This is a genomic window from Pseudomonas sp. GV047 (assembly GCF_003058245.1).
Taxonomy (GTDB): domain Bacteria; phylum Pseudomonadota; class Gammaproteobacteria; order Pseudomonadales; family Pseudomonadaceae; genus Aquipseudomonas; species Aquipseudomonas marginalis.
The window spans coordinates 89,528-109,231 of record NZ_QCWA01000010.1; the positions used below are offsets into that span (position 1 = coordinate 89,528).

Here is a 19,704-nt window from a genome sequence, read left to right on the forward strand (position 1 = left end):
CAACAATGTTCGATTCAAGGAATCTCAATGCACTCCCTCCGCCCCGCTGCTTTTTTGATCAGCGCCAGCTTGATGACAGGTTGTGCGGTCGGTCCGGACTATCGCCGTCCGGACGCCCCGCTCCCGGACCGTTACCTGGGCCAGTCTTCTGTCGAGCAGAGACCAGGGGCGACGCCTGCCAGCCTCGTCATCTGGTGGGAGGGCTTCGGTGATCCACTGCTCGCCGACTTCGTCGCCAAAGCGCTTGAGCAGAACCTCGATCTGGCCCAGGCCCAGGCGCGAGTCACGCAGGCGCGGGCAGGACTAGGCGCCGCCAATGCCGCTTTATTGCCCTCGGGAAACATCAGCGGCCAGGCCGCCCGCGCCTACCAATCAGTCGAGACGCCACTCGGCCAGGTGCTGAACTCAACCCCTGGCTATGATCGCTATGGCAGTTCCTACGAAGCCGACCTCAATGCCAGCTGGGAAGTGGATGTCTTTGGCGGCCTGCGACGCGGACGCGAGGCTGCACTGGCCGAGTACCAAGCGTCCGAGGCTGGCGCCGCAGCCACGCGATTGGCCATCGCCGCACAGACTGCGGATATCTACATCACTGTCCGCGGACTGCAGGCTCGGCTGGACATCGCGAATCGACAAGTCAAAACCCAGCAGGGGCTGCTGGAGAAAGTCCAATTGCTCTACAGCAAGGGGCTTGCCGCCAGCTATGAGGTTCGTCAGGCCGAGGGGGCTTTAGCACAGGTCCAAGCCACCGTACCGGTGCTGCAGACCGGTCTGGAAGCGGCCATGAATTCACTCGATGTCATGCTCGGCACGCCACCCGGTACTCATCGCACGCAACTTGCCATGGTCGCAAGCATTCCGGCAGCGCCGCAGTTAAAGGCCATGGGAACGCCAGCCGACTTACTGCGCCGCAGGCCTGACCTCATAGTGGCCGAGCGCCGCCTTGCCGCCTCAAACGCACGCATCGGGGAGGCGATTGCCGAGTACTACCCTAAGTTCTCTCTGAGCGCCTTACTGGGGAGTGCGACGGCTGTATCGGCAGGCAATCTTTTTTCCGGCGGCGCCAGTCAATCGTCGGGCGTACTCGGACTGCGCTGGCGACTCTTCGACTTCGGGCGCATCAACGCCCAAATCGATCAAGCCAAGGGACAGGAAGCCGAATCCCTGGCCGCTTACCGTCAGTCTGTGCTGCGCGCCACCGAGGATGTCGAGAACGCGCTCTCCTCACTGGTGAATCGGGACGCCCAAGCAACCACCCTCATTGGAGGCGAGACGTCTCTGACGCAAGCGCGCCAATCGTCGTTCACTGCTTATGAGAAAGGCACGGCCAGCTTGATTGACGTCCTGCACGCTGACGAGACCCTGCTTCAGGCTTCCGACGCTCGGGCGCAGGCACAAACCGAATCGGCACGCGCGGCAGTCGCCGCGTTCAAGGCGCTGGGCGGCGGCTGGCAGCCCTCGGACAGCCGACTGACGAGCCGATGACACGGGTGGTTTTCGAGATTCAAAAACAAGGGGTATGCAAGATGACAGTGAGAGAAAATTCACGGGTGCTCATTACTGGAGCCTCCAGCGGATTCGGCAAGGAATTTGCCCGACAGTACGCCGCAAAAGGGAAATCGCTGATTCTGGTAGCCCGCAGGCTGAACGAGCTTGAAGCACTCGCGGACGAATTGCGTAGTCGTTTCGACGTCGACGTGATGGTGCAGCAAGCGGATCTTTCATCAATAAATGTGATTATCGATCTGCATCGGCGCCTGCGTGACAGCAATACGGTGGTCGATGTCCTGATCAACAATGCGGGTTACGGCTTGCAGGGAGCATTCCTGGATGAGCCCCTGGAAAGCTCCCTGGCGATGATCGACCTGGACGTCGCCAGCCTGACCGCCATCACTCGTCTGTTTGCAGAGGATATGCGGGCCAGGCGCAAGGGGCATATCTTGATGACGGCCAGCCTGCTGTCCTACCAGGGCGTGAAGAACTTTGCGGTTTACTCTGCCGCCAAGGCTTACGTACTCAGATTCTCCGACGCCCTGCATCGTGAGCTCAAACAAGACGGTGTGGTGGTCACAGCGCTTTGTCCAGGCATGTCGGATACCGGGTTTGCAGCAAGTGCCAAACAAAAGATAACACCGGTCTTGAAGAGGGTCATGATGCAACCCGAGCCTGTAGTGCGTGCAGGGATACAAGCGTTGCACGCAGGCCGCATGAGCGTCGTGCCGGGCTTTGGCAACAAGGCTATTGCGGTCCTGACCTGGGCCACACCCCGTCGACTTCACCAGGGCCTGATGTCACGGGTAATGGGTGTTTGAGCGGGCCAGGCAATGCCCCCGACGACGGATACCTGATCCACTAGGTATCCGCTCTCAGGCCCCGCAGTGAGTCAGAATCGATAGCTGACAGAAGTGCCCAAACCGCTTGCGCTATTTTTATACTTCGAGCTGTAGGCGCCTCTTGAGGCGGATACGTCATTGACCTGTACGCTTTCCTCCCAGAGGTAGGAATACGCCACATCGATCGTGACATTCTCCGCCGGCGTCCACCCTGCCCCGACACTGATGACTTTCCGGTCACCGATAGGGATTCGCGGCCCACGGTTGACGTTGTTGGCGGGGGACTGGTCAACCGAGAAGCCGGCGCGAAGAACCCACTGATTGTTCAGCTTATACGCCGTGCCGATAGCGTGCGCCCACGTGTCGTGCCAGTTCTGCTCCTCGGTAATACGACTCAGCGTTCCGCTCAACGCCGCAGGCAAGCCACTGTTTTCGAACACCAATTCCTTGAAGCGACTCCAGCGCGTCCACGTACTCCCCAGGTAGAGCGTCCAGTCACTGTTGAGTTGGTGAGTCACGGAAAAATCGACTGATTCCGGGGTGTCCACATCCAAGGACGCGTCATAGCTCGTACCGCTTACACCCAGCACACTGAAGATGCCGTCGGTGAGCTTGGTCTTGGCATCCAGCCGGTAGCTGACCTTGGAGTGATAGGTCAGACCCAACCGAGTTCGATCTGTCGCTTGCACTAGAATACCCGCGTTAAACCCAAGCGCCGTGTCATCACCGGTGCTTTTGAGTTTTCCGTCATTGCGGCCCGGGCTGAGTGGATTGAGCACCATCCCGGAAAGCTCACCACTGATACGGTTGATGGTCGGTCCGAAACCGATCGAGACCTTGTCGTTGAACGCATAGCTGATGGTGGGCTGAAACGTAAGGGTCGTGACCTCACTTTTGTTGGCGTAGTAGCGGCCGGCGAACCCACTGCCATAATCGGTCATTAGCCCAAACGGCACATAGAAACCCACACCGAACGCCCAGTGCTCATCGATGGGTTTGACGTAGTAACCCATGGGCACTGTGGTGGTCGGCACCATGTCACCGTCCTCCTGCCCCCCGAATGTGCTGCGCGTCTGGCTTATATGGGCCTTTGCGAAAAGCGTTGCCGCCCCGACGCTGGCCTGCTCTTTTTTCAAGCGAGACATACCGGCCGGATTACCGAAGACGGTACTCGCATCTTCTGCCGATGAAGAACGGCCGGCAAATCCGGAGCCCATCCCACTGATGCTTTGTTCATTAAGAGCGAAACCGCTCGCGAACAGTTGAGTCGACGATAGGGCAACAGCAAGGCCAAGCGGGGTCCTGCGCAGTATTTTTTTCATTATTAGGACTCGATAGATCATCGGGATAAAGCGGTAGAGAGCGTCACGCTGAGCGCGGGCTACCGGGAGGGGCCGCAGCGCAGATTTACGAAGATCGTGCGCGCCACGGCGATTCCTCCAGGATAGGTACAGCATACTTATTCATGTGACCATTCATGTCAATAGTCACAAATCCGGCAAATGAACATGCATGGCTACGCGGCAAATGCTGCGCGGATAATCCACTCAGTTACCTAGTGAGGTTTGATACGAGGCCCTGAATATGGGGATCAGGCCCCGGATTCGAGTTAATACCGCGCCCCGGAAAATGGTGTCCACCTGGGTCGGTGTTCACCATCATCTCAGCGTTGATATCAGAGCAAAGTGATAGAGATGATTAACGCAGGCTCACGGCATCAAGCTACGCAGAATGAGATTGGAAGTGAGGACCGGAGCCAGCTCGACGAAGTCAAGGTTGTATTGCAAAAGCAACGGATTGACGAAAGGGCGTAGCGTAAGGTGGATCGAATCGACTGTTTCGTCCAAGGGTGTTTTGCGTTCAAATTCGCCGATTTCTCGGCCTTCACGCACAATCTGCAACACGAAGCCCCTGACCAAGACGTCATATTGCTGAGCGCAGGGCCAGTTCTCAGACGCTGCAAATGCGGCGATGTCATAGAGCTTTCGATCGCTGAAGAACAAATTCACCCCGGTAGCGATCAGCGTTTTCACCAAACGTCGAAAACGTTCGGTCGGCGAAATGTCCTCTACATTGATGGCCTGTTCTACGGCCGCGATGATTTCCGCCAGGCAATTGCCACAGATAGCCTCACCAATCGCCTGCTTGGAATCAAAAAACTTGTAGATGTACGCCTTGGAAAACCCGATCGCTTTCGCCAGGTCGGAAACCGTGGTTTTGCTATAGCCGTATTGACTGAAGTGCTGATTGGCCGCCGCGACGATCTGATTCCGGATCTCATGATCGGCTGGGCCACGGATGCTGGGGGAAGCTATGGATGTCTTGTTCATGCGAGCTAGCTTACGCATCCGAAAAGCGCTTGACAACGAGTGACCAAATTATACTTTTGTCACAACCTCGCAATGATCAGGGTTGGTTTCAGGTCAATGTCTCTACGCGGAAGGCCAAACACCTCCCCTATCAATCCCTGTCAGCTTGCCGGATTGCGTGCCATGACGATCCACGTCGCGCCGTCGATCATCACCGACCGCTTGCCGGCTAGGCCCGCGAAGGCGGCGCTAACCGCGGCCCAGGCGCGGGCTCGGATGGCGTCGGGCTGATCAGCGAGCACAAGCGCCAGCGGGCCCCCCTCGAATGCCATCTTCACCGCGTCGTCGATCGCCGCGTCCCGCGTCACGCCCTCGCCGAACGGGATGGAAGCATCGAAGGGTGTGCTGGTGATATCGGTAAAGCCGGCCGCTGTCAGGATGCGTGCCACGCGCTCCCGGTCGCCAAACGAGAATGGGCCGGGCGCTTCGGGATCGGGCCGGGCGGTCAGCGGGAGGATGCCCTTGAGCACGCCCATCGGCAGGCGCACCCAATCATTCTCGGCCACACCACGCCAGCAGACGAAAGCGACCCGCCCGCCCGGCCGGAGCGCGCGTCGCATATGGGCGAACGCCCCTGTCGGATCGTCGAAGAACATCACCCCGAAACGCGAAAACAGGAGGTCAAACGCGCCCTCGGGCAACTCGGCGCTGCTGGCATCGGCTACCCGGAACCGGGCCGGCGTATCCTGTGGCGCCAGCGCACGCGCGCGGCCGATCAGCGGTTCGGATATGTCCACACCCAGCACATGACCACCCGCGCCGACGCGGGCGGCCAGAGCCAGGCTCGACGCGCCCGCGCCGCAACCGATGTCAAGCACGCGTTCGCCCGTGGCTGGCGCGGCGGCTTCGATCGCGGCCTGGCCGAATACCGCAAACATGGCGTCGAGCCGGGCCTGGTTAGCGGCCCAGTATTCTCCGCTTTGGCCATTCCAGTCGGCAACCTGATAGGCATTTTGCTCTGTCATGACATCTCCTCGTTTTGATTCGTTTTTAACCAGGCCGTGCAAAAGCCGGGAACAGCGACCTTCTGAGACCGGGATTCCAGAAGCCTGCGACAACCGAATTGTCCTCAAACCAGCATCGACTGTTGGGCGGAGATACCCGCCGTCGCGCCGTGCGATATTGCCAGGGTGACCGAGGCCATAAGGGGGTTTGCCAGGTCGCCGGCGGCATAGATGCCGGGCATGCTGGTTTCGCGACGCTCGTCGACCTTCAGGGCGATGCCCTGGGGCGTATCCACCGTGGCGAGGCCCAGCGACTCATGCAGGCGCGCAGACGGCTTGTTGCGCGGATGCGCAAACAGAATGTCGACCGCGACAGGTGGGCCGGCGTTGAGCCTGACGGTGGCATTATGGTTCTCGGCATGGTCGATTTCGGTGATCCGGCCATTGACGACAGAGATGCCACGTCGCGCCAGATCGGCCTGGATGTCGGGTGGAAGGTCATGCCCATTGGTGAAGACCGTCAACGTGTCGGTCCAATCGTGGAACAGCCTGACCTGATTCATCGATTGCGGGCCGGACCAGACGAGGCCCCAATGCTGGCCGGCGACTTCAAAGCCGTCGCAATAGGGGCAAGGCACGATGGAGGTGCCCCAGTTTTCGGCATAGCCCGGAACATCAGGCATCTGGTCAACGACGCCATAGCTCAGGATCAGGCGGCGGGCCCTGAGGCTTTCGCCATCGCCAGTGAGGACGCAGAAATCGTCGATGGCGCCGGAGATGCTCTCGGCACGGGCAGTGACCAGCCTGACCGTGGGATAGCGTGCCAGCTGCCGCCGCGCCTCGGCCAGGATCTCCAGCGGTGGCTTGTGATCGTGGCCGAGCAGGCCATGGGAGTGGCCGGCGAAGCGGTTGCGTGGCAGGCCGGTATCGAGAACGGTGACCGTGCGCCGGGCACGACCGAGCTGCAGGGCTGCAGCAAGACCGGCAAAGCTGCCGCCGATGATGATGACGTCATTCATGGTGATGGGCTCTGTGCTGTGGATGAAGGGAGATCGGCTTGCATGCTTAAGATACTTTGAAGTACCCTAATTCAAGAATTAGAATACTGTCAAGTACTGGAATATTTATGACTGAACACAACCAGGGTCGGCGCGGCCGGCCCGCCAACGAGGCGCTTGGCCAAACGATAGTCGACGCCGCGTGCGAACTTTTTGTGGAATTGGGTTTTCAAGCGACGACAATGGACAAGGTCGCCCAGCGGGCGAAGATATCCAAGCTCAGCATCTATCGGCACTTTGAGAACAAGGAAGCGCTGTACAGCGCGGCCATCGCGGCCCACTGCCATCAGTTTGCACCACAGACCCTTATTGAAGGCGTCGACGGTTCGGCGGCAGATCAGCTCATGGCGGTGGGAACATTCCTGCTTCGCACGTTGTTGAGCCCGGATGTGCGCAGTGTCGAAGCCATGATCATGGTCGACAAGACGAATCAAACGTCGTTAAGCAAGCTCCATTACGAAGCCGGCCCCGCCTATGTCATCGCCCAGATCGAGGCCCTGTTGCGTCAGTTGCACGGGAAGGCGGTGCTGAACGTGCCCGATCCTCTGGGGTCCGCCCGCTTGTTTGCCGCGCTTTTCAAAGGCTCCGATCTCCTGATGATCGCCCGCTTCGATGAGGCGAGAGCAGAGGATGAAATCGAATCCTATTGCCGATCGGCCGTCACCCTGTTCATCGCCGCGCATGGTGGTAACGACCGCGCTGGCGGCTAAGCATTCGTTGCTCCAGGCAGCTTGGCCTGAGCCGCTGCCCGGGCCTTGGCAGCTATCACCTGATCTATTCGAGCCAGCAGGCCAAACATCTGCATGGCCCCATGGCTTAGCTGAACACCGAAGAACTCTCAGCTTCGATATCGACCAAGGCGCGCCCTTTCGACCAACGCTTATAATCCGCGGGAGTCATCCCCGTCAGTTGTATAAAAGAACGACGAAATGACGTGTCCTCGTTGTAGCCACAATTAAGGGCTACCTGTTTAACGCTGGCCCCTGGTACCTGTAGCAGTACACAGGCCGTCTCTATTCTCACGCGGGTGATGAGTTCTTTAGGCGATTCATTTGTGAGGTTCTTGAAGCGTCTGTGTAAAGTTCGCTCGCTCACATTCAACGCCTTGGCCAGCCCCGCAGCGGTCAGGCCAGGATTTCCGTGTCGAATGATTTGCTCGGTTTCCAGCAGCAGGGGATCGGCATTGTTAATGAATCCTCGGGGCGCGTAGACGGACTGGGGCAATGGCAAGCTATCGGTCACAGAAATATCAGCCGTTAATTTCGCTACCTCCGCGCCTGCCAGGCTCCGGATCACATAAAGCGCCAAATCAATCCACGACAAAGGCCCGCCGGTAGTCACGATGCGATCCTGGGACTCTACTGCGGAACCCCATGCAACCAGCGCCTTGGGAAATCGCTGTTTGAAAACATGGTGGAGCCACCACGTTGTAGTACAGCGCCGACGGTTCAACAGGCCTGCCTCGCCCAGCACAAATGTGCCGGCACACGCCGCACCCACCAGTGCTCCCTGTTGGTGATTGGCTTTAATCCACTGTGCAGCTCGCGTGAGGGATTCAGAGCCAGGTGGCAGCCGATCAGCCCCGAGTGCCATCCCGGTAACAAGTACAGCGTCGCAAGGCCCGACATTTTCAAATGTTGTATCAACGGGGATCACCCGCCCTTGCGGGTCTCGCACTGCGTTGCCATCGGCACTGACTATGATCGTCTCAAACTCGTCGCAGACGTGGGCCTTTAAGGCCGATGGCAACCCCGCCGGTGGAGACCTCAACGCCTGATTGGTCATCCAGAACAAATCAGCCAGCCCGGTAATCGCAGACATCAGGCTGCCCTCTAAAGCAACGATGGCAATGCGCATGGTAATTCCCTGTTTAAAGATCAAGATGGCGAGTTTTGCATGAAATATGGCCGATCCGAGCCCTCACGGTTTTAGCAGAGTCTCCCTAGACTTGCAGCACAAACTGTAGAGACGGCCTGCATGAAAAAGCTATTGCACCTAAATGTTCACTGCGCAAAAGAACGTTTGTGGGCGTTTCTAAGGTGGTCAGGTCGACTCACTTTCACAGTGGGAGCGTTCCTGCTGATATCTGGAGGCTCCGCCATGGCGGCAACAACCGCACACCCCGTGCCTAATATCGTGCTGGTACATGGTGCGTTCGCAGATGGCTCGAGTTGGTATGCAGTGATGGAGCGATTGACTGCGATGGGCTATCACGTCACCGCTGTCCAGAATCCATTGACGTCATTGAGTGATGACGTAATCGCCACGGAGCGCGTTCTGCGCAGGCAAAAGGGCGATGTACTGCTGGTGGGACACTCGTGGGCTGGCGCGGTGATAACACAGGCTGGCAACGCCAGTAATGTAAAAGGCCTGGTCTATCTATCCGCGCTCGTGCCCGACAGTGGTGAGTCTGCTGCGGATCTCTTGGCGCGGTTGAAGGCGCCAATGACGGGCCTCAGCCCGGATGCGGATGGGCTGCTTTGGCTGGATGACCCAGCGCAATTTCATCACGTGATGGGCGCAGACCTGGCGATGTCAAACGCACGGTTTCTGTCATCAGTGCAGCAGCCAATTGCCGCCGTCTGTTTCGCCGCAAAGGTCAAGCATGCGGCCTGGCATGACAAGCCAAGTTGGTACTTGCAAACAATCGATGACCAGGCACTTCCCTACCCGGTACAGCAAACCATTGCGCGCCAGATTGGCGCCAGGACCTTGTCTATTCGATCCAGCCACCTGTCATTGATTTCTCAGCCCGATGCAGTAGCCAAATTCATCGACCGTGCTGCCAGCGAATCGGAAAGATGAGCCTCTGCCCACAAACAACGTTGATAACAACGCTTTTCCACTCCCGAGGAAATCAAGAATGAAAGTGCTCCATATTGACTCCAGCATCATGGGCAAAGCTTCCATCACCCGAGATCTTACCGCCTCCATCGTTGCGCACATTCAAGCCAGTAATCCTGGTGCCCACGTGCAGCGCCGCGACCTCGCCGACCAAGAAGTGAGACACCTGAGTGGCTCAATTGCCGCAGGGTTTCGACAAATGGGAAACAGTGATTTTTCGGCAGAAATTTTATTGGAGCATCAACTCTCGGAAACGCTGGTGACCGAGTTTCTCGCGAGCGAAGTGCTCGTAATCGGTGCGCCAATGTACAACTTCAGCGTTTCGACTCAGTTGAAGGCTTGGTTAGACAGAGTCGCGCAGGTGGGGCGCACGTTCAAATATACCGAACGCGGCCCTGTTGGCTTATGCGGCGGGAAGCGCGTCATCGTGGCATCGGCGCGCGGAGGTTTTTACGCTGAAGGTCCTTTTCAGAACATGGACTTTCAGGAAAGTTACCTGAAAGCGTTTTTTGGCTTTCTGGGAATTGACCATATCGAATTCGTTCGTGCCGAAGGCGCCTCTAAAGGCGAGCAGGTTCGCGATAACGGCGTAACGCTGGCCAAAAACGCCATTACCTCGGCAGTGGCACACTTGTCAGCCGCCTACTAATAACCATTAAAGCCAGGAGATTAACGGATGCTTTACGCCATAAAGTTGACCTACACCAGTTCTGCCGAACAGATTCGGGAGCACCTGGATGCGCACAAGGGCTGGCTGATCAAATACATCGGATCGGCACATGTGCTTTTCGCCGGCCCGCTCATGGATAAGAGTGGCGGATTCATTCTTGCCCACGCCCATCAGTTGTCAGACATTCAGAAAATAATGGACGAGGATCCTTTTGTTGCCCAAAGGCTTGTAAGCCTCGACATAATTGAGTGCGACCCGGCAATTCGCTCGACGGATTTCGCAGCACGCTGGGCCGAGAATGCGCAGTTTGTATAAATGACCGGTGAGTTTGTAAACAACAGGCTGCTTTAGACGAGGGGTCCAGAAATACCAACTTTGTCGACTCTTCACAGCAATCTTTGGCTTGCCTGCACCACCGCGATTCGATGAGTAATCCGATTCTATACGCTATGTAGAAGCGTTCCTCATCATTCACCTCTGATTGATCTGGAACTCCCCATGGATATTTCTTTCACGACCTTGGTTCTATTTGCTACGTCAGTGGCGATTCTAATGATCACGCCCGGAGCGGACATGATCTACATCCTGTCTAATTCGATCAGTAATGGTGCCCGCGGGGGTATGGCTGCGATTCTTGGCGTGGCGAGTGGCGCGTTTTGTTATGTGCTTCTGGCGATAGCGGGTGTGGCGGCCCTGATCGCCGCGTCTCCACTGTTGTATGGCCTGTTGGTAATAGCAGGCGCGGCATACCTCTCCTGGCTGGGTGTGGGCCTGCTCCGCTCCGGTCAATCGGTGATACAGGTCCAGGGCGGAATCAGGGCAACTTTCTGGCCCGTCTACCGACGCGGGTTAATGACCAACTTGCTCAACCCGAAGGCGATGATGTTCACCCTCTCATTCATGCCGCAATTCATTCCACAGCACGCAAGTCATAAAGCACTTTCGATGCTTTATCTCGGTGTCGTCCTGGTAGTGGTCATGATTTTAGTAGAGCTGCCCGTTGCGCTCTGTGGACGACAGATTGGCCTTAAGTTAGGTAGTAGTCCACGCATTGGTGTGTGGATCAACCGAGTCGCAGGGGCGTTGCTGCTGTCCATTGGTGTTTTTCTTGTACTCTCTAACGTCTTCTAAACCGTCTTGCCCAGGATAGTCGTTGGACAAATAACGGTCATTCCCTTTGGAAAACCACAGCGCTAGAACACAAAGCTATGCCCTAACTCCACCTCCATCCACCCCAAGAACCGCCTGACCCTGGGAAAACTGGAGTGCGCCTTGGGGAACACCAAATGGTGGGCGGCAACCGCAGCGCTCAACGCTTCGGGGGCGACTTCAACCAGCGAACCGTTGGCCAGGTATTTTTGCGCCAGCAGCGTGCTTTCAAGGGCGAACCCCAGGCCGTGGCTCGCGGCTTCCAGGCTCATGTAGGAACGGTCGAAACTCAAGGCGTAGGGCTTTTCGGGGCGCGCCAGGCCATGCTGGGCGAACCACTCAGGCCACCTGAGCAAGGTTGCTTCGGAAAGGATCAGCTCTTGTGCCAGGAGATCCGTGGCGTTTTCTACCGCGCAGCGCGCGATCAGCTTGGGCGAGGCCAGCACCGCGAAACTTTCGTTGCGTACGGTGCGCACTTCATAGCTGGGCCAATTAGGCCGGCCGTGACGAATATCCACATCGATCTTGTCCTGGCTGAAATGCAGCGACTCATAGGAACACGACAAATTGATCTGGATGTCCGGATTGCTCGCGCGAAACGACTCCAACCGCGGCATCAGCCAGAGCAAGCCAAAGCTGGGGGCCGAATGCAGCCGCAGGCAATCCAGGCTGACGTCACTCGCGGCGCGCTCGGTGGCGACCTCAAGGCTCTGCAACAGACCGGAAATATCCTTCAAGTACTGCTCACCCACTGGCGTCAGGGTCACCCCACGCGCTGCCCGCACAAACAACTGCCGACCAATCATCACCTCCAGCTTGGCCAGTTGATGGCTGATCGCTGACGGTGTGAGGTCGAGCACTTCGGCGGCCCTTGCCAGGTTGCCGAAACGGGCTGTCTGCTCGAAGGCCTGAATGGCTCTCAGCGGTGGCAGATTGGAGGTGGGGATATCGTCCTGGCGCATCGGTATTCAGCCTATTGTTTTTTGGGTCGCGGGCGGATCGTGCCATTCAAGCATTTGCGGTCCACATTGACGAGTGCTGAATTTTATTCATGTAGCAGTGAGGTTTGCGTTATTGCTCGGCCCGTCGACGGGGACCACTCTGAGCCATCGATCGCTGAATCGAACCATAAAAACAATCAGAGGTATCCCTCATGCTTCTTCAAGGCAAAGTCGCGATTATTACTGGCGCCGCATCCGCACGCGGCATCGGCCGCGCAACCGCGCTCACCTTCGCCCAACACGGCGCCCGCGTTGTCATCCTGGATCTCGACGAGTCCGCCGCCCGTGACGCCGCGGCCACCCTCGGCGAAGGCCACCTGGGCCTGGCTGCCAACGTGGCCGATGAGCAACAAGTCCAGGCAGCGGTCGCCAAGGTGCTGGAGCACTACGGCCGTATCGACATACTCGTCAACAATGCCGGCATCACCCAGCCCATCAAGACCCTGGACATTCGCCCGAGCGATTACGACAAGGTCCTGGATGTCAGCCTGCGCGGCACGCTGTTGATGTCCCAGGCGGTGATTCCGGTGATGCGCGCCCAGGCTTCGGGCAGCATCGTCTGCATGTCATCCGTATCGGCCCAGCGCGGCGGCGGGATTTTCGGCGGCCCGCACTACAGCGCCGCCAAGGCCGGCGTGCTCGGACTGGGCAAGGCCATGGCCCGCGAATTCGGCGCGGACAACATTCGCGTCAACGCCATTGCGCCAGGCCTGATCCATACCGACATCACCGGGGGCCTGATGCAGGATGAACGCCGCCACGCAATCATCGAAAGCATCCCCCTGGGTCGGCTTGGTGCCGCGCAGGATGTTGCCAATGCGGCGCTGTTTCTCGCCAGCGACTTGTCCTCCTATCTCACCGGCATCACCCTGGATGTCAACGGCGGCATGTTGATCCACTGACCACAGGTGCCAGCACCCGCTGTCCATTAAGTTCTGGATCGAAGATACGTCGGGCTTCAAGCCCGGCGTTCTATAAAAACAAGAGATCAGACCCTCATGATGACCACCATGACGCTCGACACTGTGTCCACAGTGCGCGCAAGCGCGTATCGCAAAACTGCCTGGCGATTGATGCCTTTCCTGATGCTGTGCTACCTGTGCGCCTACCTGGACCGGGTAAACGTCGGGTTTGCAAAGCTGCAGATGATGAATGACCTGTCCCTGAGCGAAACCGTATACGGGCTCGGCGCGGGCATGTTCTTTCTTGGCTATTTCCTCTGCGAAGTGCCGAGCAACCTCATCCTCCACAAAGTCGGTGCCCGGCGCTGGATCGCGCGGATCATGATTTCGTGGGGCATTATCTCCGCCCTCTTCGCCTTCGTGGAAACGGCCTGGCAGTTCTATGCGCTGCGCTTCCTGCTCGGTATCGCCGAAGCCGGGCTCGCACCGGGCCTGCTGCTCTACCTCACCTACTGGTTCCCCTCCTACCGCCGCGCCAAAATGACCGTGCTGTGGTTCATCGCCATCCCGCTCTCCGGCATGATCGGCGGGCCGCTCTCGGGCTACATCATGACCCAGTTCGCCGGCGTACATGGCTGGGCGGGCTGGCAGTGGATGTTCGTGCTCGAAGCCATTCCGACCGTCATCGTTGGCCTGATGGTGCTGGCTTACCTCAAGGACGGCGTGCACCAGGCGACCTGGCTCACCGATGAAGAAAAAGCGCTGGTCAGCAAAGAACTCGCCGAGGACAACAGCCGTAAAGTCACCCATGCATCGGTCGGCGCCTTCCTGCGCGACCGCCGCCTGTGGATTCTCGCCTGCATCTACTTTTGCGTGGTCATGGGCCAGTACGCGATCACCTTCTGGCTGCCGACCCTTATCCGTAATGCCGGTGTTGCCGACCCGATGCACATCGGCTTGCTCACCAGCCTCCCCTACCTGTGCGCCATTGTCGCGATGGTGCTGATGGGGCGCAGCGGCGACAAGCACCAGGAGCGCCGTTGGCATCTGGTGGCGCCAATGCTTGCCGGTGCGCTGGGCCTCACGTTGGCGGCGGTGTTCGGCACCCAACTGATGCTGTCGGTGTTGTGCCTGTGCCTTGCAGCAGCAGGCGTGCTGTCGGCGTCGTCACTGTTCTGGATGCTGCCGACCACCTTGCTCGGCGGCGTCTCCGCCGCTGCCGGGATCGCTGGAATCAACAGCTTTGCCAATCTGGCGGGTTTCTGCTCGCCCTACCTGATTGGTTGGATCACCACCACGACCGGTTCGAGCGCCATCGGCATGTACCTGATTACCGGTGTGCTGTGCATCGGTGCCTGCCTGGTGCTGCGCATTCCTGCCGCTTCGGTCAATCGTTGAGTTAACGGAGAATTTCCATGACTGCCACTTTATCTCGCGCGTCCTCCACCACCCTGGTGCAGCGTGCCCATAACATTCGCCGCCATGCCTTGCGCATGGGCCAAGTCCAGGGCCAGGGCTATGTCGGCCAGGCGCTGGGCGCGGCAGACTTGCTCGCCGTGTCGTACTTCCACGCCTTGAACTACAAGCCCGAAGACCCGGAATGGGAACAGCGTGATCGCTTTTACCTTTCCATCGGCCACTACGCGATCGCCCTGTATGCGGCGCTGATTGAAGCGCAAATCATCCCACTGGATGAGCTTGAAACCTACGGTTCGGATGACAGCCGCCTGCCCATGTCCGGCATGGCCGCCTACACCCCCGGCATGGAGATTACCGGCGGCTCCCTGGGCCAGGGGCTGGGCATCGCAGTGGGTGCCTGCCTGGGCTTGAAGCGCAAACAGTCCGCCTCATTCGTCTACAACCTGCTGTCGGACGGCGAGCTGAATGAGGGATCCACCTGGGAAGCGGTCATGTCCGCTTCGCACTGGAAGCTCGACAACCTGATCGCCATTGTCGACGTGAATAACCAGCAAGCCGACGGACATTCCAGCGAAGTGCTGGCATTTGAACCCATCGTTGACCGCTGGCAAGCCTTTGGCTGGTTCACCCAGCGGGTAGACGGTAACGACCTGGATGCCTTGGTCAAGGCGTTCGACGCGGCCCGCAGCCACCCCGGCGCACAACCGCGCGTCATCATCTGCGATACCAAAATGGGCAAAGGCGTGCCGTTCCTGGAAACCCGCGAAAAGACTCACTTCATCCGCGTCGACGAGCATGAATGGGATGTGGCCCTGAACAACCTGGAAGAAGGCAAAACCGTATGAGCAACGCACACAAGACTGACGTTCAGGCACCCGCAGCGGCGAAGAAAAAGCTGACCACCTCGGCGATGATTGCCTCGATTGCCGCTGAAGGCCAGGCCACAAAACCAGCGCCATTCGGTCACGCATTGGCCGCACTCGCGGACCAGCGCCAGGACATCGTGGGTTTATCGGCTGACTTGTCCAAATACACCGACCTGCACATTTTTGCCAAGGCGCATCCGGAGCGTTTCTACCAGATGGGCATGGCCGAGCAACTGTTGATGAGCGCGGCAGCCGGCATGGCTCGGGAGGGGTTCGTGCCCTTCGCTACCACTTACGCGGTGTTTGCGTCGCGCCGGGCCTATGACTTCATCTGCATGGCGATTGCCGAGGAAAACCTCAACGTCAAAATCGTCTGCGGCCTGCCGGGCCTGACCACCGGGTACGGCCCCAGCCACCAGGCAACGGATGATCTGGCGATTTTCCGCGCCATGCCCAACCTGATGATCGTCGACCCCTGCGATGCCCTGGAAATCGAACAAGCCGTGCCCGCCATTGCTGCGCATCAAGGGCCGGTCTACATGCGGTTACTGCGCGGCAACGTACCGCTGGTGCTCGACGAATATGGCTATACATTCGAGATCGGCAAGGCCAAGACCCTGCGCACGGGCAATGAGGTTTTAATCATTTCCACCGGTTTGATGACCATGCGCGCCCTGGAAGCCGCCAAGGAACTACAGGCAGATGGCGTGGATGTCGCGGTGCTTCACGTGCCCACTATCAAGCCTTTGGATGAGCAGACCATTCTGGCTGAAGCCAGAAAGCCGGGACGACTGGTAGTGACGGCCGAAAACCACTCCATCATTGGCGGATTGGGCGAAGCGGTGGCAACCGTGCTGTTGCGCAATGGCGTTACCCCGACGTTCCGGCAAATAGCGCTGCCGGACGCGTTTCTCGATGCGGGAGCGCTTCCGACGTTGCACGATCGCTACGGTATTTCCACCCAGGCTGTGTGCGCGCAGATCAAGGGTTGGCTATAGGGTTTGAACCTGCCGGGGACTGAATGAGTCCCCTGCAGGAGTGCCTCCGTTTGAGGTGGGGCCGCTCAGGACGCTACAAACGAAAAGCCGCGACTGGCCGCACTGCGCTCATATTCCAGGAGACACTCATAGTCAGCCTCACTGGCCGGCAGGACTTCCTTGATCGCGAGGTCACGGGACACCTCAGGAAGCTGCCCCAAGGCTTCGTTCATTGCGTTTCTGATTGAAACGGCGTCCTGACCAATCGAGGTGATGTAAGGCAGGCAGGGACTGCGCGCACTTCGTGTCAGGATCCTGAGGCCTTCGATCTCGTCACTGTGATCTCTCGCAAGATAGTCGTAGGTGACACTGTCGATGGAAGCCAAATCACCCTCGCCTTCTCTAAGCCTTCGCAGGCTCTCCCTGTGGGATCCGGTGAAGGTGAGTTTCGAGAAGAAACCTCGGTCGCTGATCCCGGCCAGCGTGTGGCGAAATAAATTCATTCCAGAGTTGGAATCCAGGGCGTTGATCAGGCCATGGCGCCCCTGGAAACCCGCCAGGTCAATCACGGCCGAATCAGCCCTGCAGAGCAGCAAACTGCAATGGTCCCCGCCGGAGCCATGGGTAAGCTCATAGCTCGGGCGCCCTACCAGCTTTACCTTTCCCCGCAGCGACGTAACGAATGGATAGCCGCAGGTCTGGGATAACAACAGATCCGGGGAAAGCCAGTGCGCCGCGAGATCAACGACCTGTGTTTGCCCACGGCGCTCGCCGAGAATCGCCAGGATGCGCTCAAGCCAGGCATCCTGTGCGTGTAGAACCCTGGCGGGAGCGAGGTACATGGATAGATCGCTGGTCATATGACATCCATTCAGAGGGTGCGATTGATACTGCTCACAACAGGAAACGGTTGGCCGGCGTCTTCAAGCCCAAGCGATCCCTCAGTGTCCCGGGCTCATATTCCTGGCGGAACACCCCTCTGGCTTGCAGCAGAGGCAGCACGCCACGGGTGAAGGTTTCGAAGTCAGTGGGCAAAAACGGAAACATGAGGTTGTAGCCATCGACGGCATTCGACTCGTATAACGCTGAAAGCTTGTCGGCAATATGCTCCGCCGTTCCGATCAACAGCCAGGTGCTGGAGCTCTTGACCAACCGGCGCCCTATTTCGCGGATGGACAGGGAGGTGTCGTACTGCTTGAGCAGGGCCAGCTCGGTTCGAATGCCATCAAACTCGGACTCATCCGGCAACGCTGGCAACGGGCCGTCCGGCGATAGTCCTGTCAGGTCCAGGCGGGTGTAGCTGGAGACCAGGTCAATCGCCACCGCATCGATAATCAGGCTGTCCTCCAGGTGCCGACGTCGTTCCTCCTCAGTCTCATCCCCGAGCACCACCGGCAGCACGCCGGTGATGATTTTCAGATCACTGGAATGCCTGCCCTTCAACTCGAGTCGGCGATTCAAATCGGCCCTGTACGCCAGTCCCTCCTCGACCGAGTTGATAAAACAGAAGTGTACGTCCCCATGGGCGGCGGCCAGGTTCTTGCCGGCTTCAGAAGACCCCGCCTGGGCAAGGACCGGATGCCCCTGGGGTGGACGCGGCACGTTAAGCGGCCCACGTACGCTGAAATGTGCGCCTTTGTGATTGATCGGGTGGATTTTCGAGGGGTCGGCAAAGTCGCCGGTGCCCTTGTCAAATTCAAGCGCGCCCTCCTCCCAGGAGTCCCAAAGCTGCTTGACGACCTGGATGAACTCCTCGGCCCGCAGATAACGATCGCCGTGTTTCGTCACGCCTGACAATCCGAAATTCGAAGCCTCTTCTTCCAGCCAGGACGTCACGATATTCCAGCTGGCCCGCCCTGCGCTGAGGTAGTCCAGCGAAGCAAAATAGCGCGCGAGGTTGAAGGGCTCGTTATAGGAAGTCGAAGCCGTGCCCATCAGCCCGATGTGCTCGGTAACCGCCGCCAGTGCGGACAACAGCGTAATCGGTTCCAGGCGGGCGTTGGCATAGTGCCTGAGCCCGCTGGCCACGGAATCCCAGACCGCAACGTGATCCGCAACAAAAACCGCATCAAACTTCGCCGCCTCCGCCGCCTGCACCAGTTTTACGTAGTAACCCAGGGTCAATATCTCTTGGGTCGGTGCCTGCGGGTGGCGCCAGGAAAAACGATGATCGCCCTGGGGGTTAAAAAAGAACAAATTCAAAATCATACTTTTATTCGACATAACGCCTCCGCGACCTTACCCACGTCGCATTGATTTTCACTGGACCGTCTTGACGGTATGTTCGGCGACCCACTGCGCCGCGACTTTCGCGGGGTCCTTGTGATCGATATCAACCAGGCGATTGAGTTGCTTGAGGTCGTCATCGGTCAGCTTTGCAGAAACCTCGTTAAGCACCTGGGTGACTTCCGGGGTCAGCAACGCCTTGCGCCCCAGTGGCGTGATGTTTTGCAGGGGCTGTTGGTGCTTGTCGTCCTCGAGGACAACCCAAGGCTCTTTCGCCAGGATGCCTTGCGTGGAGACCACCGTGGCCACGTCGATGGCGCCGGAGTTCAACGCCAGCCGCGACAAGGGCCCGCCCATGTCCAGCGACTTGACGCTCTTGAAGTTGATGCCGTAGACCGCCTTCAACCCGGGCAGGCCTAACGCGGCCGTGGCGACTTCGGGAGGCCCGCCCAGGGTGAAATCACCCGAGACGGGCGCCAGGTCGGACAAGGTGCGCAGGTTGTACTTTTCTGCGGTCTTTTGGGTGACGGCCCAGGCAGTAATAGAGCCTGCGGACGAAGGCTCAAGCAGCTGGAGGTCCGCCGGCAACTTCTGTTGCAAAGCGCTGAGGATCTCCTTTTGGGTGGTCAGGGCGGTCTTGTCGTCATAGAAACTCAACAGTGACCCCAGGTATTCGGGGACGACGTCTATATCGCCGTTTTCCAGGGCCTGGGCGATGATCTGGCGGTTGCCCAGATTGAGTCGGGTCTTGACGTCTATCCCTTGATTTTTCAAGGCTGACGCATAGATGTTGGCGAGAATCGTCTGCTCGGAAAAATTGGCCCCTCCAATGGTGATGGACTGAGCGCTGGCCAACGCGCTGCCCACCAGCAAGCCCAGCCCCAGCAGCAATGAAACCGAGTGCGCTGAGCAAGCCTTCGAACGTTGTTTGTTTTTCATGTGGGTT

The 19,704-nt window shown here is 58.6% G+C and carries 20 protein-coding genes; 11 read left to right on the top strand and 9 right to left on the bottom strand.

All coding sequences use genetic code 11. From position 1 onward, the window contains the following. Window positions 1-27: 27 nt before the first annotated feature. Window positions 28-1,485, top strand: a complete 1,458-nt coding sequence (locus C8K58_RS23445; protein WP_108574436.1) for an efflux transporter outer membrane subunit — start codon at window positions 28-30, stop codon at window positions 1,483-1,485. Window positions 1,486-1,526: 41 nt separating this feature from the next. Next, window positions 1,527-2,312 carry an SDR family oxidoreductase gene (locus C8K58_RS23450; RefSeq protein WP_098479996.1) on the top strand — a complete coding sequence of 262 codons (786 nt, stop codon included), beginning with the start codon at window positions 1,527-1,529 and terminating at the stop codon, window positions 2,310-2,312. A gap of 71 nt (window positions 2,313-2,383) precedes the next feature. Here the strand turns inward: C8K58_RS23450 and C8K58_RS23455 are convergent, their stop codons facing one another. The 4 genes from C8K58_RS23455 to C8K58_RS23470 form a co-directional block, all read right to left on the bottom strand. Then, window positions 2,384-3,655: an OmpP1/FadL family transporter gene (locus C8K58_RS23455; RefSeq protein WP_108574491.1), complete on the bottom strand. Its 1,272-nt coding sequence runs from the start codon at window positions 3,653-3,655 to the stop codon at window positions 2,384-2,386. A gap of 387 nt (window positions 3,656-4,042) precedes the next feature. Beyond that, window positions 4,043-4,663, bottom strand: a complete 621-nt coding sequence (locus C8K58_RS23460) for a TetR/AcrR family transcriptional regulator (protein WP_027605733.1) — start codon at window positions 4,661-4,663, stop codon at window positions 4,043-4,045. Window positions 4,664-4,803: 140 nt separating this feature from the next. Then, entirely contained in the window at window positions 4,804-5,667 is an 864-nt protein-coding gene (locus tag C8K58_RS23465; RefSeq protein WP_098479596.1) for a class I SAM-dependent methyltransferase, read from the bottom strand. A 104-nt stretch (window positions 5,668-5,771) separates the two neighbouring features. Then, window positions 5,772-6,665: an NAD(P)/FAD-dependent oxidoreductase gene (locus C8K58_RS23470; RefSeq protein WP_098479597.1), complete on the bottom strand. Its 894-nt coding sequence runs from the start codon at window positions 6,663-6,665 to the stop codon at window positions 5,772-5,774. Between the two features lie 107 nt (window positions 6,666-6,772). Here C8K58_RS23470 and C8K58_RS23475 point away from each other — a divergent pair, with 107 nt between their 5' ends. Then, entirely contained in the window at window positions 6,773-7,414 is a 642-nt protein-coding gene (locus tag C8K58_RS23475) for a TetR/AcrR family transcriptional regulator (protein WP_027605730.1), read from the top strand. Window positions 7,415-7,520: 106 nt separating this feature from the next. Here the strand turns inward: C8K58_RS23475 and C8K58_RS23480 are convergent, their stop codons facing one another. Beyond that, window positions 7,521-8,561, bottom strand: a complete 1,041-nt coding sequence (locus C8K58_RS23480; RefSeq protein ID WP_108574437.1) for a GlxA family transcriptional regulator — start codon at window positions 8,559-8,561, stop codon at window positions 7,521-7,523. 243 nt (window positions 8,562-8,804) lie between these two features. On the opposite strand from C8K58_RS23480, the gene C8K58_RS23485 reads away from it, so the two are divergent. The 4 genes from C8K58_RS23485 to C8K58_RS23500 all read left to right on the top strand — a co-directional run bounded on the left by C8K58_RS23485 (window position 8,805) and on the right by C8K58_RS23500 (window position 11,349). Further along, the gene (locus C8K58_RS23485; protein ID WP_108574438.1) at window positions 8,805-9,509 is read left to right on the top strand and encodes an alpha/beta fold hydrolase; all 705 of its coding nucleotides are present in this window, start codon (window positions 8,805-8,807) and stop codon (window positions 9,507-9,509) included. A gap of 58 nt (window positions 9,510-9,567) precedes the next feature. Then, window positions 9,568-10,197: an FMN-dependent NADH-azoreductase gene (locus C8K58_RS23490; RefSeq protein ID WP_108574439.1), complete on the top strand. Its 630-nt coding sequence runs from the start codon at window positions 9,568-9,570 to the stop codon at window positions 10,195-10,197. Between the two features lie 27 nt (window positions 10,198-10,224). After that, window positions 10,225-10,533, top strand: a complete 309-nt coding sequence (locus C8K58_RS23495) for a YciI family protein (protein ID WP_108574440.1) — start codon at window positions 10,225-10,227, stop codon at window positions 10,531-10,533. A gap of 183 nt (window positions 10,534-10,716) precedes the next feature. Beyond that, window positions 10,717-11,349 (top strand): LysE family translocator, encoded by a 633-nt coding sequence (locus C8K58_RS23500; protein ID WP_108574441.1) that lies wholly within the window; start codon window positions 10,717-10,719, stop codon window positions 11,347-11,349. A gap of 62 nt (window positions 11,350-11,411) precedes the next feature. Here the strand turns inward: C8K58_RS23500 and C8K58_RS23505 are convergent, their stop codons facing one another. Beyond that, window positions 11,412-12,329 carry a LysR substrate-binding domain-containing protein gene (locus C8K58_RS23505; protein WP_108574442.1) on the bottom strand — a complete coding sequence of 306 codons (918 nt, stop codon included), beginning with the start codon at window positions 12,327-12,329 and terminating at the stop codon, window positions 11,412-11,414. A 191-nt stretch (window positions 12,330-12,520) separates the two neighbouring features. On the opposite strand from C8K58_RS23505, the gene C8K58_RS23510 reads away from it, so the two are divergent. The 4 genes from C8K58_RS23510 to C8K58_RS23525 all read left to right on the top strand — a co-directional run bounded on the left by C8K58_RS23510 (window position 12,521) and on the right by C8K58_RS23525 (window position 16,553). Continuing rightward, window positions 12,521-13,270: an SDR family NAD(P)-dependent oxidoreductase gene (locus tag C8K58_RS23510; protein WP_027605723.1), complete on the top strand. Its 750-nt coding sequence runs from the start codon at window positions 12,521-12,523 to the stop codon at window positions 13,268-13,270. 96 nt (window positions 13,271-13,366) lie between these two features. Then, window positions 13,367-14,668: an MFS transporter gene (locus tag C8K58_RS23515; RefSeq protein WP_108574443.1), complete on the top strand. Its 1,302-nt coding sequence runs from the start codon at window positions 13,367-13,369 to the stop codon at window positions 14,666-14,668. A 17-nt stretch (window positions 14,669-14,685) separates the two neighbouring features. Continuing rightward, window positions 14,686-15,534, top strand: a complete 849-nt coding sequence (locus C8K58_RS23520) for a transketolase (RefSeq protein WP_027605721.1) — start codon at window positions 14,686-14,688, stop codon at window positions 15,532-15,534. Beyond that, on the top strand, window positions 15,531-16,553 hold the full coding sequence (locus C8K58_RS23525) for a transketolase family protein (protein WP_027605720.1): 1,023 nt from the start codon (window positions 15,531-15,533) through the stop codon (window positions 16,551-16,553). Before C8K58_RS23520 ends, C8K58_RS23525 begins: the two co-directional genes overlap by 4 nt. A 65-nt stretch (window positions 16,554-16,618) precedes the next feature. On the opposite strand, the gene C8K58_RS23530 is transcribed toward C8K58_RS23525, so the two are convergent. Genes C8K58_RS23530 through C8K58_RS23540 form a run of 3 tightly spaced genes read right to left on the bottom strand, consistent with a single transcriptional unit; the run spans window position 16,619 to window position 19,697 of the window. Further along, window positions 16,619-17,392 (bottom strand): phosphate/phosphite/phosphonate ABC transporter substrate-binding protein, encoded by a 774-nt coding sequence (locus tag C8K58_RS23530; RefSeq protein ID WP_092358104.1) that lies wholly within the window; start codon window positions 17,390-17,392, stop codon window positions 16,619-16,621. Between the two features lie 34 nt (window positions 17,393-17,426). After that, the gene (locus C8K58_RS23535) at window positions 17,427-18,740 is read right to left on the bottom strand and encodes an LLM class flavin-dependent oxidoreductase (RefSeq protein ID WP_256592542.1); all 1,314 of its coding nucleotides are present in this window, start codon (window positions 18,738-18,740) and stop codon (window positions 17,427-17,429) included. A 51-nt stretch (window positions 18,741-18,791) separates the two neighbouring features. Continuing rightward, window positions 18,792-19,697, bottom strand: a complete 906-nt coding sequence (locus tag C8K58_RS23540; protein WP_108574445.1) for an ABC transporter substrate-binding protein — start codon at window positions 19,695-19,697, stop codon at window positions 18,792-18,794. Window positions 19,698-19,704: the final 7 nt, after the last annotated feature.